This is a genomic window from Conchiformibius kuhniae DSM 17694 (genome assembly GCF_000428785.1).
Lineage (GTDB): Bacteria > Pseudomonadota > Gammaproteobacteria > Burkholderiales > Neisseriaceae > Conchiformibius > Conchiformibius kuhniae.
Genome location: NZ_AUAP01000012.1, coordinates 59,204 through 74,407, shown reverse-complemented (window position 1 = coordinate 74,407; position 15,204 = coordinate 59,204). Strand labels below are relative to the sequence as shown.

The following is a 15,204-nucleotide window of genomic DNA, read 5'->3' as shown; positions in this document are numbered from 1 at the left end:
TAATGATGGGGCGGGTTTTCCGACAATTCACTGGACCAGAACTCATGAATGTGTTGTCAGTCTTAATCCCCTAATGATGGGGCGGGTTTTCCGACTGCATAGCCTTGTTTTTCATTTTAAATCAATTTATTGCCTGTGCTGATTTTGTAAATTTAAATCTTAACAAACATAAACAATTTTTAACGTTTAAAAGACCAAAGAAGCATGGTCGGAAGCATGCTTTATGCAGTAGAAAGCAATTTCCCACTATAGCATGGTTCAAGGGTGAGGGCAAGGGGTGGCGGTGTTTGGGAAATTATGTACCGCCATTCCCGCGTAGGCGGGAATCCAACAGCAAATTGCAACAAACTTTGATAAAACATCGTTTGCTACGCATCGGGCTGTGGATTCCCGCATTCGCGGAAATGACGGCATATTTTTATATTGCACTGATTTTCAGTGGGAAAATCTAAATGATGGCACGCGCTATTCGGGGCGGGCGTTTTGCTGTTGGCGGCGGCGGGCGAGTTCCGCCAAGCCTTGTTGGGCGTTTTTGTCGCCTTGCCGTGCGGCTTGTGTCCACCATTTTTCGGCAGCGTCGTAGTCGGGCGGCGAGCCGTGAAAGTACAGCCAGCCCAAGCCGTATTGGGCGGCAACCACGCCTTGTTCGGCGGCGGCTTTGTACCACACCACCGCTTCATCGCGGCTTTGGTCCACGCCCCAGCCGTTGAAGTAGGCAACGGCAAGGTTGGTTTGGGCGGCGGCGTGTCCTTGTTTGGCGGCTTTCAGGTACCATGCGGCGGCTTGGCGTTGTCCTTCGATGCTGTCGAGGCTTTGTGCGTAGAGCAGTCCGAGATTGAACTGGGCGTCGGCATGACCTTGTCCGGCGGCTTTTTCGCACCAGTCGGCGGCTTGTTCGGTGTCTTGTTCCACGCCGTGTCCGTCTGCGTAGAGCAAGCCGAGGTTGTTTTGGGCGTTGGCATAGCCTTGTTCGGCGGCTTTGCGGTACCACTGTACGGCAAGGTGGTAGTCTTGCGGAACGCCTTGTCCGCCTTCGTAGCGGACGCCCAAGTTGTATTGGGCGGCGGCGTTGCCCTGTGCGGCGGCTTTTTTGAACCATTCCAAGGCGCGTGCTTCGTTTTGTTCTACGCCGCGACCGTTGCTGTGGGCGATGCCCAAGTTGTATTGGGCAACGGCATCGCCGTTTTCGGCGGCTTGGGCAAACCATTGTGCGGATTGGGCAAGGTCGCGTTCTACGCCCAAGCCTTGTGCGTAGAGTTCGCCCAGATTGTTTTGGGCGGCGGTGTAGCCTTGTTTGGCGGCTTCGGCGTACCACTGTACGGCTTGGGCGTAATCTTGCGCCACGCCTTGTCCTTTGGCATACGATACGCCCAGATTGTATTGGGCGGCGGCGTGGTTTTGGTCGGCGGCTTTACGGTACCACACGGCGGCTTGTTGTTCGTCTTGCGGCACGCCGTAGCCGTTGTCGAACAGGGTTGCCAGATAGTATTGTGCTTCGGGGTTGCCTTTAATCGCCAGTGTTTGGAACAGGGGGAATGCGCCCGTGTGGTCTTCTTGGTGGTACAGCGACAGTGCCTGCTCGAACATTTGGGTCAGGCTTTCATCGGGTGCGGTGCGGGCGGCAGGGCGGGGCGGCGGGGACGGTTCGGCGGCTGCGGGGGGTTCGTGCGTGTTGTTGCGTTCCGCCATCACCGCCGCCACGGTTTTGAAAGGTTCGCCCAAGGCTTTGGCAACCATTTGTGCTGCCGATTTGGCGATTTGGCGGTCGCTTTGGCGGTGGTTGGACTGTACGGCGTGGGCGGCGCGTTCGCGCAGGGCGGTGTGCGCTTGTGCGGCTGCCAGTGCTTCGGCGTGGGCGGAGGCAATCATTTCGGCGCGCAGGGCTTCTTCCATGCGTTCGCGTTCCGCTTCTTCTGCCGCCAAGCGTGCTGCTTCGGCTTCGTCTGTGTCTTCTTCGTCTTCGTCCTGCCCGTCCAGCATTTCAAATACGGGTTTGGCGGCGGGCGTCATCGGCGCGGCGGTTGGCGGTGCGGCATCGGTGTGCGGTTTGACCAATGCCGCTACGGTTTGCGCTGCGGTCGGTTCTGCTGCGGCGGGTGCGGTTGCAACGGGCGCGGCGGTTTGCGGCGCAGGGGCAACGGCATCGGTCGGGGCAAGCGGGGCAGGGGCTTGCGCTGCGGACGGTGCGCTGTCGTTTGGCGCGGGGGCGGTGTTGCGTGCTGCCGCGCCGTTTGCCGGCTCGTTTTCAGGCTTGGTCGTGCTGTGGCGGTGCGGCGGCGTGAAAACGGGAGCAACCACCGCTTGTGCGGGTGCGACCACGGTTGCCGGTTCTGCCTGTACGGGCGCGGGCGGTGCGGCAGGTGTTGCCGCAGCCGGTACGGGCGTTTGGGCAGGGGCGGACAATGCCGTTTCCGGTACGAAGGTTGCCGGCGGTACGGCGGCCACTGCGGTCGGCACCACCGGCGCGACCCGTTGCGGCGGCACGGCGGTGAGTGCGGTGGGGGTGGCGGCCTGTTCGCTGCGGGCGGCTTTCGCATACCACGCTGCTGCCTGTTGGTAATCCTGCGGCACGCCGCGACCGTGCGCGTACAGTTCGCCCATACGCGCCTGTGCGGGCGTATAGCCCTGTTGTGCCGCTTTCAAATATTGGTCGGCGGCCGCCACATCGTCCTGCGGCACGCCCGCCGCCATGCGGTGCAGCTCGCCCAGATAAAACTGCGCCACCGCATGATGCTGTGCCAGCTCGCGCACCATGGTCAGCGCAGACGCATAGCCCTGCTGCGCCGCCTGAAAATAATGCTCCGCCGCCTGCAAATCGTCTTTTGCTACTCCGTAGCCGTGCGTGTACATGCTGCCCAAATAATACTGCGCCGCATCATGGCCGCGTGCCGCCAACGTACGGAACAGCCCCAATGCCGCAGCATAATCGTTTTGCTGGTAGGAAGCCTGTGCCTTGACGAACAAATTGGCGGTATTGTTTTCCTCCTGCTGCGCCGCACGGTCGAGCCACAACGCCGCTTCGCGGTAATCCTGCGCCACGCCCGAGCCGTTGGCGTACATTTTGCCCAGCTTCACCTGCGCCTGCAAACAGTCCTGCAACGCCGCCAAACGGTACCATTCCGCCGCCTGTGCCGCGTCCGCATCGATGCCCAAGCCCGCCGCGTACATTTCGCCGAGATAAAACTGAGCCGTTGCGCTGTTTTCCTCCGCCAAGCCTTGAAACCCCGCCATTGCCGCATCGTAATCGGCGCGTTCGTAAGCGTCTTGCGCTTCTTTCAGGCGGTTTTCGGGGGTTTTGTCTTTTTGCTCGGCAGCCAGCTTGAACCATTGCGCCGCTTGGCGGTAATCCAAAGGCACGCCGCAACCGTTGGCATACAGCTCCGCCAGTTTTGCCTGTGCGGGCGGATAGCCGCGCTCGGCGGCTTGGCGGAACCAGTCTGCCGCCTTAATCGCGTCGGGCGACACCCCCAAACCTTCGGCGTACATTTTGCCCAAATAAAACTGTGCGCCGGTGGACTTTTGCGCCGCCGCCTGCAGAAACAAAGGGTGGGCGACTTCGTATTTGCCTTCTTCGTAAGCCGCCAGCGCCTGTTTGAATTTGGTAATCACAATGGCTGTTTTCATGGAAAATCGCAGAGTTCGTATAATACAATTACGCTTATATTAACAGAGTTTTGCAAGAATTTAAAACTTGCCCCGCAGGTTTGCGCCCGTGCGGGGCGTACGCGCTACAAACCGTGTGCGCCCGCACCCAGCGCGATTTCGCGCACGGCGGCAACGTACATGCGGCTGTGGTTGTATTGCCAAACGGTGTAAAAATTGTTCAGCCCGATGAAATATTCGTAGCGGTTCGGCGCGGTTTCCAAGCGGAACAACACCGCTTTTTCGCGTTCGTCCACCGCCGCCAAAGGCACAACCCCCATTTGTTTCAACTGCGCCACCGTGTGGTTCAAAGCGGTTTTTTCGTCAATCAGGGCTTGAAGCTGCGGGGTGATGTTCAGCGACACGGGAATCATCATGCGTCCGCCCGTCTGCCAGCCGTGCGCTTTCATGTAGTTGGCAACCGAAGCGGCGGTGTCTGCCACGCTGTGCCAGATGTCGCGGCGGCCGTCGCCGTCAAAATCCACCGCCCATTTGCGGTAGCTGGACGGCATAAACTGCGGCATGCCCATCGCGCCGGCAAAGCTGCCGGTAAAGCCCATCGGGTCGCGCCCTTCTTCCTGCGCCAGCTTTAAAAATTCCGCCAATTCTTTTTGGAAAAACGCGCCACGGCGCGGATAGGCAAAACCCAAAGTCGCCAAAGCGTCGCCCACGCGGATGTTGCCCTTGTTGCTGCCGTAGTTGGTTTCGATGCCGATAATCGCCACAATCAGTTGCGGCGGCACGCCGTATTGCTGTGCGGCACGGTCAATCACGGCGCGGTGGGCGGCGTAGAAACGGCGCGCGCCGGCGATGCGCGGGGCGGCGTTGCCTTGCCGGAATTTGTACCAAGGGTTGGACGTGCCCGGCTTGTCCATCAAGCCAATCAGATTGCCGCGATAAGACGCACGGGCGAAAAAATCGTCCAACAGCGCGCGCGGCACGCCCCGCGCCGCATGGTAATCGGCAAAACCGCGCACATTCGCGTCAAAAGGAAAACCCGTTGCCGCCACGCCCGCCGTTGCCGCATTGAAAAACGGCGCGGGCGCATCGGCGGCAAGGGCAGACGGCGCACCGTGCTGTTGTGCCAAACGCATCAATTCGTCTTGCGCCGCCGCAGGCGCGGCGGGGGTGGCAGAGGTTTGCGGCGGCGGTGAAGGCTGCTCCGCCCCGCACCCCGCCAACAGCAGCAGCGCAACCGCCAAAATACTTTTTTTCATCTTGTTCCTTCTGTTCCTTCGTTGGGGCAGGGCGCAGGCTTGCCGAACCATGCCCGAAGTAAAAAAATCTTAACAAACAAATACAATATCTTACAAAATCGGCTTGTCCGCAACGGCGTCTGCCCCGCCCTTTGGCACGGCAGCCGCTTGATTCGCCCTTATTGGAGTGAATAATCGGTTTCCCGAACGGCACGGCACGCACACCGCACGCACGGCAACGGCATTGCCCGCAAGCGCCCATTATGCCACAATTGCCACAGCTTCCCGCAGCAATGCGGCGGCACGGCGGGCAAAAAGCGCAAAAAAGCGGCATTATTGCTATAATGGCGGCTGTGTTTTTCAGCGTTGGCGCTCGATACACCGCCACAGCCCGGTATTTTTGGTGCAAGCCCTTGATTGCCCAAGCAACACACGCACAACGCGATTGGCGAAGCTGCGGTTCGGGTTTTTCCGCCGTACACAGAATCAAACAAAGGAACAAAATTATGGATTTAGAATCTGCCAAAAGCCAGTTCGTCCGCTTGTGGGAAATCCAAAACCAGCTTCTGCTCAACGACATCGACTCGGAAATCCGCCATGCCGTTTCCTGCGGCAAACGCGAATGCCAAGTATATGTCGGTGATGTTACCACTTCCATGCACGACGTGCTGGCGTATTACGAACGCAAAGGCTTCAAATGCGAATTGAAAGCCGACCAAAAAATCATGACCATACGCGGTTGGGCATTGTCCTGATGCCGGCTGCGCCGTTTGCCCCGCCCCGTTTGGCGGGTTTTTGTCTTTTGAACCTTATCCGCTTCAACCGAAAGGAACTGCCGTGAAACTGCACGCATTCGCTTGGACGGCACTGCTTGCCGCAGCCGTTTCCCATGCCGATTTCGTCCGCCACCGCGACAACGCCCCGCAAACCGTCCCCGCCAAAGCGCAGGTGCAGGTGATTAATTTTTGGGCGGCGTGGTGCGCCCCCTGCCGCAAGGAAATGCCCGACATGTCCAAATGGTACCAAAGCAAGGGCAAGAAACAAAAGGTATTTATGACCGGCATCGCGCTGGACAGCGCCGAGAACGTGGAAAAATTTTTGCACACCACGCCCGTGTCTTATCCCGTGTGGCGTTACACCGGCAAAGACAGCCGTAACATGATGAAAACATTCGGCAATAAAGTGGGCGGGCTACCTTACACCGTGATTCGCGCCCCGCAATGCGGACACGAAGAACCGATTGTCGGTGAACTCACCGCCGCCCGTCTTGACCAAGCCGTGCAAAAAGCGCGTGCAGCGTGCCGTAAGAAAAAATAATATGTGGGGCGCATCATCATTTAATTTGCGCCAAAAACACCGCCGCAAGGTTAAATGATGATGCGTCCCTACGGCTGCCTGAAAAGATTTCAGGCAGCCTTTGCCTTGAAAAAAACCGTCCGCGCCCCACTTTCGCCTTGTCTTTTATCTTATTTTCCACATACACCATGTCTGCCGCCAATCCCCCCTTAATTGAATTTCCCTGCGATTTCAACATCAAAGCTATGGGACAAACCCACCCCGATTTTGCCGCCGAAATGCTCCAAGCCGTGCAGCCGCACGCGCCCGACACCCGCGCCGAACACATCGTGTTGCGCCCCAGCGCGGGCGGCAACTACCAAAGCGCGACCATCACCGTACACGTTGCCAACCAAAACCAACTGGACGACATCTACCGCGCCCTCACTTCCCACCCGCTTGTCAAAGTGGTTTTCTGATGAAAATCAAATATCTTGGCTTGGCGGATTACCAAACCGTGTTCAACGCCATGCGCCAATTCAGCGACAGCCGCCGCGCCGACACCGAAGACGAACTGTGGGTGTTGCAACACCCGCCCGTGTTCACGCAAGGCATGGCGGGCAAAGCCGAACACCTGCTCGCCCGCAGCAGCATTCCCGTAGTGCAGATAGACCGTGGCGGGCAGATTACCTATCACGGGCCCGGGCAACTGATTGTTTACACGCTGATTGATTTCAAACGGCGCAAACAAAGCGTCCGCGCCATCGTGTCGGCGCTGGAAAACGCCATTATCCGCACCCTTGCCGATTACGGCATCGCCGCCACCGCCGACCCGAAACGTCCCGGCGTGTATGTAAACGGGCGCAAAATCGCTTCGCTGGGCTTGCGGATTAAAAACGGCGCGGTGTATCACGGACTGGCACTCAACATCAAGATGGATTTAACGCCGTTTCAACAGATTAACCCTTGCGGTTATGCGGGTTTGGAGATGGTGCAGATGGCGGATTTGCTGGATAATGCGCCCGAAATAGACGAAGTGGCGGAAAAATTGACGGGCTATTTGCAGCAGGAATTGGGTTTTCAGGCTGCCTGACGGAGACAACAGCACATGAACGAAAACAAAAAATACGCCATTTTTATTGACGGCGACAATATTTCACCCCGTTATTTGGAGCCGATTTTGAGCGAAGTTGCCAAAGACGGTGAAATTTTGGTGCGCCGTATCTACGGCGATTGGACAACCAACAACATGAACGGCTGGAAAGAATTGTTGCTGCACATTCCCGTCCGCCCCGTCCAACAATTCCGCAACGCTTCGCAAGCCACCGACCACGCCATTGTGATGGACGCCATTGAGCTTGCCAATACTAACAAAGAAATCAATGCGATGTGCATTGTCAGCAGCGATAAGGGCTTTTACAGCCTGGCATTGAAAATCCGCGAATACGGTTTGTTTGTGCTGGGCATCGGCGAACAAAAATCCAACTCTTTGTGGATTAAATCGTGCAACCAATTCAAACATATTGAAAATTTGGCGGTTTACCGTACCACCAAGCCTGCGGATGCGGCGGCGGCGGCAAGGGAAGACGGACACGATGTGTCGCTGGAAGATTTGTTGGCGAACGCTTATGCCAATTCGCAAACCGATGACGGCGGGCGGGTCAGCCTGTCGCATTTGGGCAAATCCATCCGCAACATCATGCCTGATTTTGACCCGCGCAATTATAATCATGAAACCTTACGCGCCATCATTGAAGCGATGCCGGAACATTACGAATTGACCAAAGACGAATTGGTGCCGCCCAATTATTGGTTGCGTAAAATTCAAAACCGTGCGGGCGAAACGGAAAAATTGTCGGGAACCATCAAACGGTGGATTAACAACTACGGTTTCATCAAAACCGATAAGGGCGATTTTTTCTTTTATGCCAGCAACATTGATAAAAACAGCCGTCAGCACCAAATCAAACGCGGAGATAGGGTGGCATTTGACGTGTTCAAATACCCCGACCCGAACAGCAGCAACAGTGCCGAACAAAACGGACGGGCGGCGAATGTCGTTTTTTTGGAAGATGAGCACCTGCCGGTTGCCTGAATGCTTTTTGCCTTACCTGATTTATTGAAACACGCATCGGAAAATCCATGACCGAAACCAATCCCCTGAACAACGCGCAAGGCGTGAAACACAAAGGCGCGGCGAAAACCGCCCGCATTCCCATCAAAATCGTCCCGCTTGAAGAAAAACTGAAAAAACCCAGTTGGATACGCGCCAAGATCCCCACCGGAAAAAAGTTTTTTGAAATCAAAAATATTTTGCGCGACCAGAAAATGCACACCGTTTGCGAAGAAGCGTCCTGCCCGAATATCGGCGAATGTTTCAGCAAAGGCACGGCCACGTTTATGATTATGGGCGATATTTGTACGCGCCGTTGTCCGTTTTGCGATGTCGGGCATGGTCGTCCGAATCCGCTTGACCCCGAAGAACCCGCCAATCTCGCCGAAAGCGTGGCGGCGATGGGTTTGCGCTATGTGGTGATTACTTCGGTGGACAGGGACGATTTGCGCGATGGCGGCGCACAACATTTCGCCGACTGCATCAACGCCATCCGCGCCCGCAGCCCGAACACCAAAATTGAAATTCTCGTGCCCGACTTTCGCGGACGTTTGGACATCGCGCTGGAGATTTTGGCGAACAATCCGCCCGATGTAATGAACCATAATTTGGAAACGCACCCGCGTTTGTACAAACAGGCGCGTCCGGGGTCGGATTACCAACACTCTTTGGATTTGCTCAAACGTTACAAGGCGATGATGCCGCATATTCCCACCAAATCGGGGATTATGGTGGGCTTGGGCGAAACCGATGAGGAAGTGCGCGAAATCATGCGCGATATGAGGGCGCACGATATTGAGATGATTACGGTGGGGCAGTATTTGCAGCCTTCGGACGGACATTTGCCGGTGTTGCGCTACGTTACGCCGGAGATGTTCAAGCAGTTTGAGCGCGAAGCCTACGAAATGGGCTTTACCAATGCGGCGATTGGGGCGATGGTGCGTTCCAGCTATCATGCGGACGTGCAGGCGGAAGAAGCGTTGAAAGAAGTGCAGGGCGGGGCGTGTGCTTCACAGCATTAGGGTGTCATTATTTAGGGTGTGTCATCATTTAAACTTTTGTGCTGAAAATCAGCATAATACAAAGATGCCGTCATTCCCGCGCAGGCGGGAATCTACTGCCTGATGTTTGTGGCAAGTGATGTTTTATCAATGCTTTTTGAAATTTGTTTTGGCTTCCCGCCTGCGCGGGAATGACGGTGCGGGGTTTTCTTGGTCAATTGATGACACTAGATTTTTTCGATGAAAATTAGTGCATCGGGCAGTGGATTCCCGTATTCGCGGGAATGACGGCACTGTGCTTTCTCGGTCAATTGATGACACGCTAGAGCATGGTATTTGGCTTGAATCGGGCATAACACGCCGCCAAATGGCGTAAAATCAACGCCGTTGCGCCCCAAATTTCGCGCCCCTGCCAATGCAGCGCGGGACTGTGGAAGCGTTGTCCGCGCCACGCAAACGGTCGGGCGCGGTAGGCATTCGGGTTCAGCGCGGTGCGGACGGGCAGCCAAAACGTTTCCGCCACTTCCGCCGCGTTTGGCTGCAAAACGGGCAGGGTGGGCGCGTGCGCCAATACGGGCGTAACGGCATAGCCGGACGGCGTGTGGCATTCGGGCAGGCTGCCTGCCACCGTCCACACATCGGGCGGCGTGCCGACTTCTTCCGCCGCTTCGCGCAAGGCGGCGGCCGCCGCGCTGCCGTCCGCCGCGTCCACGCGCCCGCCAGCAAAGGCGAATTGTCCGCCGTGATGCCGCAAGGTGTCGGCGCGGCGCGTCAGCAAAATCCACCATTCGCCCGCCGCATCGGGCGCGAAAGCCACCAGCACCGCCGCCGCTTTCGGCGCGTCAAAATCAAACAGGCGGTTGCGCGAAACCAGCAGGGCAACACCGTGTGGGGCGCGGCAGCAAAAATCCAGAAAACGGGCGAGTTCGGCGGCGTTCATGTTTTCAGGCAGCCTGAAACCGCGTCCCAAGCCCGCAAAATCAGTTCCGCACGGTTGTCTTGCAACAACTCGGCATCGGACAACATCCGCCGCCACACCCGCGCATTGGTCAGCCCGTGCATCAGCCCCAAGCTGTGGCGGACGATGTGGCGCAAAGTGGTGTGGCGGTTTTCCGCCAGCTCGCGTTTGGCGTAGTCATACATCTTTTCAACGACTTGCGCGTGGTTCGGCGCGGGCGCGGTGCCGCCGTAAAAACGCGCGTCCCATTCCGCCATCAGCATCGGATTGTGGTAGGCTTCGCGCCCCACCATTGCGCCGTCCACCGTGTGAAGATGGTCGGCAATTTGTTCATTCGTGGTGATGCCGCCGTTGATAACGATGTTTAATTCGGGAAATTCGCGCTTCAAACGGTAAACGTAATCGTAGCGGAGCGGCGGAATGTCGCGGTTTTCTTTGGGCGACAAGCCTTCCAGCCAAGCGTTGCGGGCGTGGACGACAAAGGTTCGCACCGGCGTTTGCCGCGCCAGCGTGCCGACAAATTCGGCAAGCGGTTCGTATTCGGTGTCGCGGTCCAGCCCGATGCGGTGTTTGACGGTGGTTTCGCAATCGGGCGCGACATCGGCGATGGCGTTCAGGCAGTCGGCGACAAGCGGAATGTCGCGCATCAAACACGCGCCGAACGCGCCCTTTTGCACGCGCGGGCTGGGGCAGCCGCAGTTCAGATTGATTTGCGCGAAACCGGCGGCGGCGGCTTTGGCGGCGGCGCGGGCGAGCAAATCGGGTTCGCTGCCGCCCAGTTGCAGGGCAACGGGGTGTTCGCAGGGGTGTGTTTCCAGAAAACGCGCCGCGTCGCCGTACACCAGCGCACCGGCGTGAATCATTTCGGTGTAGAGCAGGGCGCGGCGGCTGATTTGGCGGGCGAGGAAACGGTAGTGGCGGTCGGTCCAGTCGAGCATGGGCGCAACGCTTAATCTGTGTTTTTCCGCCGTATCGGTGTGTTGTGTGCTGTTCATCAAATTCCTTTTCGGTTTGAACCCTGCCCCTTGGCGGCGTATCCGTTGGGAGCCATGTCGGCACGCCCCATGCAGGGCAAGGCATATGGCAATGTTTGTACTTTGAAATAGTAAAGATTATTGTGTGATAATGTGTGAATCGGCTTCAACAACGAAAACGGCAAAGCTGCCGGAAGCGCGGTACGGGCATTCCGGCAGTCCGCATGAGCGCACGTTAAGACGGCGTTTGTGCTTGCAAAGTCGCCACCAAGGATTTTAAAATTTGGTTTTCGCTTTCTTTTTGTGCCAGCAGCAAATCTTTTTGCGCCAGCATTTCCTGCTGGTGTTGGATAATCAGCTTGAGTTTCTCAATCTCGGAAACCAGCGATTCGCTGTTGCCGTAGTAGTTGGATTGATGGCTGTTTTCGCTTAGAAGGTAAAACGAACCGCCGTTGTTGCCGCGCGTCATCAGTTCCAGCACATCGATATCAAAAATCGCCGCAATCTGTTCCAAACGCTCCATATTGATTTTGCTTTGCCCGCGTTCGATTTTGGCATAGCCGCTTTTTGTCATTTGCATTTTCTCCGCCATTTGTTCTTGAGACCAATTGTTCAGCTTCCGCAACATGCGGATTTTGTCGTTCAACATCATGATTTTCCCCGCAGTGTCTTGAAAGGAAACTTAAGTGCCTGATAAAGCCACAAAAGCACCTTGTCTGTGGCTGGTAAAATATGGAAGGGCATTATAGAATAAAGAATCATTGATTCAAACCATTTTTATTTAATTAGATTTTTATAAAGGAAGCGATTATGGCATTACCGTTTATTTTGGGTGCGGCTGCTTTGGCTGCTGCGGGTTATGGCGCGAAAAAAGGTTATGATGGCTATCAGGACAAATCCCGTGCTGATGAAATTGTGAAAGATGCCCAAACGAAATACGAAGGCGCAAAACAGGCTTATGATACACAAAATCAATACACCAATCAGGATTTGGAAAGTTTGGGGACGTTGCAGTTAAAAATCGGTTCCGATTTTGGCGAATTCCGCAAGTTGGCAGACAAGTTGTTGGACAAAATCAATCAATCCCGCTCCGGAAAAGATTTGGCAATCAATGTTCCCCAACACCGTTTGGAAGCGATTAAGCGTTTGGAATTGTCGGCAACAACATATTTGGGACAAGTGGTTGGAGCGGGTGTGGGTGGCGCGGCTGCCGCTTATGCCGTTTATGGCGGCGTAATGGCATTTGCCGCCGCTTCAACAGGCACATCCATTGCCACATTATCCGGAGCGGCTGCCACAAACGCTGCGTTGGCGGCAATCGGCGGTGGTTCTTTGGCTGCGGGCGGATTGGGAATGGCGGGCGGTACGGTCATTTTAGGGGGTGTGGTTGCCGCGCCCGTATTGGCGATTGCGGGGTGGGCGTATGCCAGCTATGCCGAAGAAGCTTTGGATAAAGCCCGCGAAAGCCGTGAACAAGTGGACAGTGCGGTTAAGAAAATGGCTGCCTGTGTGACCACTTTGCGGAGAACAAGCAGGTATGTGCAAAAAGTTCAAAGTGTCACCCAGCGCATATACAAAGAATTTTTGCAATATTTTGACGAATTGAAATCCATGAATACTTTCGTGGAGGCAGGCGGCAATATTCAGGAAAAAAGTGATGAAACCCTGCACATTATCGCTAACGGCTATCAGATGGCGGCTATTTTGACCGACATCATTACCACGCCCTTATTCAAGCCGAAAACAAATGCGCAAAATAAAGCCGTGTTGGATGCGGATGGCAAAGCGGAACTGCTTATCGGGGATAATGGTTTGCCCGTGTTGAATGCGCAAGCACTGGATAATGCCGTTGATGAAGGACGGCAAAAATTAAACCGGTCAATCGGATAATTTGAGCGCAAGGCTGCCTGAAAACCGTTTCAGGCAGTTTTTACAACCATTGCAGGAGATAAACATGCATACCGTCCGTAAGGAATTTGATTGGGCAAACGAATTGCACCAAACTATGGTAAAAAGTCTGACGACTTCTTTCGGTTTGGATTTTTTGCTGTTTGAAGACAAAAAAGGAGGCGATGTTGATACCGTGCACAAGGTGCGCGAATACCAAAAGGATTTGAAAAATCAAAAAGCATCGGATATTCATGTCTCCGGAACAATAAAGGAAAGCCTAGATAAAGACGGTAAGAATGTCCAATCTTATGATTCAAAGTCCTATCATGCTGATGGTTTTTATAAGGAGCAAGGCAAACTGGATAAAGAAAAACACGTTCAAGGCGAATTGCACGATGCCTACCGTAATCACTCTTTCTCTGCTGATGAAAAACGCCAGCTTGACCACGTTGTATCGGCACATGAAATCCATAACGATGCCGGACGTATTTTGTCTGAAACAGACGGCGTTAAATTAGCCAATCAAAGTGATAATCTTGCTTCTACCCAAGCTTATATCAATAATAGAAAAAGCGATTTGTCCATACAGGATTTTGTGCAACGTTTGCCGGAAATGAAGAAGGAAAAAAAGAAGGAAATTGACAGACTGCAAACCAAGTTGTCAGCCCTTGACGGTAATACGCCGCAAGCGCAGCATGAAAAACGCGAATTACAAGATGAAATCCGTAAGAAGCAAGGGCATTTGTCTGCTTTGGAAAGCGTGGATACCGAAGCCATGCTGGAAAAAGACCGTGCCGCCCGCCAAAAAATTGATTCGCAAATCAACTGGGATTATTACAGCAGCAGCAAATTTTTTGGTGCGGCTGCCTGCGATATGGGCAGCAAAGGTTTGAAAATGGGTATGCGGCAGGCTTTCGGTTTGATGTTGGCGGAAGTGTGGTTTGAGTTGAAAGAACGGATTCCGCACATTTACCACAAATGCCGCAATCGGTTCCAATTGGGTGAATTTATGCGCGACATCGGAGAAACGCTGAAAAATATTTGGGAACGGGTGAAAGCGCGTTTTAAAGATGTGTTGTCGGCGTTTAAGGACGGGGCAATTGGCGGTGCGTTAAGCAGCATCACCACAATTATTTGGAATGCTTTTCAGGTCATCGGCGGAAATGCCATTAAAATCATCCGTGAAACTTGGAGCAGTTTGGTAAAGGCAGTCAAGCTGGTTTTTTTCAATCCCGACAAATTGCCTTTAGGCGATTTGGCGCGTGAAGTCAGCCGTATTTTGGGGGCGGCTGCTGCGATTGCGGCAGGTACGGTGGTGCATTCGGCCATGACGGAGGTATTGGCAGCCGTGCCGTTTGATTTTATTCGTGATGGTTTGTCGGCATTTGTCGGTGCGTTGGTGGGCGGCGTATTGACTTTGGGTTTGAGCTATGCTTTAGACCACAGTGAAGTCATGCAAAAGGTGTGGAGCTTTTTAAACGGGCTGAAAAGCAAATATCAAGATTTGTTGGATTATTATCGCGAAATTAACGCCGAATTAGACCGTTATCTGCTGGAGTTGGGCAAGCTGGAATTTAATCTCAATCCGGCTGAATTGCAGGCATTTGCAGATAATTTGACCCAAACCAATAACGAATACGAACGCGGACTGGTGTTGGCGGCGGAGATTGGACGGCGCAATATTGAATTGCCGTTTGAGGCGGGTAATGCCGACAGTATTCGGGATTGGTTGTCGAAGTTATGAACAAGCCTTTTCCCTGTACGGCTTGCGGTTTGTGCTGCCGCCGTGTGCATTTGAGTGATAAAACGGCTTGGTTAAATCGGGGAGACGGTGTTTGCCGTCATTTGGACGGGCAGACCAATTTGTGTCGGATTTACGCCCAACGTCCTTTGGTGTGCAGGGTGGAAGATTATTATCATGCACATTTTGCCGAGCAGTTTGATTGGGAAGAGTTTGTGAAAATCAATGTCGCCATATGCGAATTATTTCAAAGAGAAAATGAAGCAGCCTGAAAAAAACGCCCGCATCACTGCGGGCGTTTTTAGAGCGTATCGCCATGAACTTGACGCGATTGATTTTATGCCGCAAAACTGCCGATTCAAGGCGAAAATCCAAGCAAGGTTGGACACCTTGCGCGGATTTTCAACGCGGAAA

14 protein-coding genes are annotated in these 15,204 nt (G+C 54.5%); 9 read left to right on the top strand and 5 right to left on the bottom strand.

Annotated features, from left to right (window positions below; genetic code table 11):
* Positions 1-465: 465 nt before the first annotated feature.
* Together G392_RS13025 and mltB are read right to left on the bottom strand one after the other, a co-directional pair.
* Positions 466-3,624: a tetratricopeptide repeat protein gene (locus G392_RS13025; RefSeq protein WP_051255610.1), complete on the bottom strand. Its 3,159-nt coding sequence runs from the start codon at positions 3,622-3,624 to the stop codon at positions 466-468.
* A gap of 104 nt (positions 3,625-3,728) precedes the next feature.
* On the bottom strand, positions 3,729-4,859 hold the full coding sequence (gene mltB / locus G392_RS0105945) for a lytic murein transglycosylase B (RefSeq protein WP_027009507.1): 1,131 nt from the start codon (positions 4,857-4,859) through the stop codon (positions 3,729-3,731).
* 485 nt (positions 4,860-5,344) lie between these two features.
* Here mltB and G392_RS13590 point away from each other — a divergent pair, with 485 nt between their 5' ends.
* The 6 genes from G392_RS13590 (at position 5,345) to lipA (ending at position 9,248) form a co-directional block, all read left to right on the top strand.
* On the top strand, positions 5,345-5,593 hold the full coding sequence (locus G392_RS13590) for a hypothetical protein (RefSeq protein WP_027022432.1): 249 nt from the start codon (positions 5,345-5,347) through the stop codon (positions 5,591-5,593).
* Positions 5,594-5,675: 82 nt separating this feature from the next.
* The gene (locus G392_RS0105935) at positions 5,676-6,155 is read left to right on the top strand and encodes a TlpA disulfide reductase family protein (RefSeq protein WP_027009505.1); all 480 of its coding nucleotides are present in this window, start codon (positions 5,676-5,678) and stop codon (positions 6,153-6,155) included.
* Between the two features lie 167 nt (positions 6,156-6,322).
* A complete protein-coding gene (locus tag G392_RS0105930) occupies positions 6,323-6,592 on the top strand; it encodes an HP0495 family protein (protein WP_027009504.1) in 270 nt (89 codons plus the stop codon).
* Positions 6,592-7,206: a lipoyl(octanoyl) transferase LipB gene (gene lipB / locus G392_RS0105925; RefSeq protein WP_027009503.1), complete on the top strand. Its 615-nt coding sequence runs from the start codon at positions 6,592-6,594 to the stop codon at positions 7,204-7,206. Before G392_RS0105930 ends, lipB begins: the two co-directional genes overlap by 1 nt.
* Before the next feature lie 15 nt (positions 7,207-7,221).
* Positions 7,222-8,208: an NYN domain-containing protein gene (locus tag G392_RS0105920; protein ID WP_027009502.1), complete on the top strand. Its 987-nt coding sequence runs from the start codon at positions 7,222-7,224 to the stop codon at positions 8,206-8,208.
* Between the two features lie 47 nt (positions 8,209-8,255).
* Positions 8,256-9,248 (top strand): lipoyl synthase, encoded by a 993-nt coding sequence (gene lipA, locus G392_RS0105915; protein WP_027009501.1) that lies wholly within the window; start codon positions 8,256-8,258, stop codon positions 9,246-9,248.
* A 301-nt stretch (positions 9,249-9,549) separates the two neighbouring features.
* On the opposite strand, the gene G392_RS0105910 is transcribed toward lipA, so the two are convergent.
* From G392_RS0105910 to G392_RS0105900, 3 genes are all read right to left on the bottom strand, one after another.
* The gene (locus G392_RS0105910; protein ID WP_051255609.1) at positions 9,550-10,167 is read right to left on the bottom strand and encodes an NUDIX hydrolase; all 618 of its coding nucleotides are present in this window, start codon (positions 10,165-10,167) and stop codon (positions 9,550-9,552) included.
* Positions 10,164-11,180, bottom strand: a complete 1,017-nt coding sequence (dusA, locus tag G392_RS12270; RefSeq protein ID WP_051255608.1) for a tRNA dihydrouridine(20/20a) synthase DusA — start codon at positions 11,178-11,180, stop codon at positions 10,164-10,166. Before dusA ends, G392_RS0105910 begins: the two co-directional genes overlap by 4 nt.
* Before the next feature lie 214 nt (positions 11,181-11,394).
* Complete coding sequence (locus G392_RS0105900; RefSeq protein ID WP_027009499.1) at positions 11,395-11,811, bottom strand: helix-turn-helix domain-containing protein; 417 nt, start codon at positions 11,809-11,811, stop codon at positions 11,395-11,397.
* Between the two features lie 494 nt (positions 11,812-12,305).
* Here G392_RS0105900 and G392_RS0105895 point away from each other — a divergent pair, with 494 nt between their 5' ends.
* The 3 genes from G392_RS0105895 (at position 12,306) to G392_RS13260 (ending at position 15,062) form a co-directional block, all read left to right on the top strand.
* Positions 12,306-13,049, top strand: a complete 744-nt coding sequence (locus G392_RS0105895) for a hypothetical protein (RefSeq protein ID WP_211224349.1) — start codon at positions 12,306-12,308, stop codon at positions 13,047-13,049.
* 64 nt (positions 13,050-13,113) lie between these two features.
* On the top strand, positions 13,114-14,793 hold the full coding sequence (locus tag G392_RS0105890) for a hypothetical protein (RefSeq protein WP_027009497.1): 1,680 nt from the start codon (positions 13,114-13,116) through the stop codon (positions 14,791-14,793).
* Complete coding sequence (locus tag G392_RS13260; protein WP_084165938.1) at positions 14,790-15,062, top strand: YkgJ family cysteine cluster protein; 273 nt, start codon at positions 14,790-14,792, stop codon at positions 15,060-15,062. The genes G392_RS0105890 and G392_RS13260 overlap by 4 nt, the downstream gene beginning before the upstream one ends.
* The last annotated feature ends 142 nt before the right edge of the window (positions 15,063-15,204 follow it).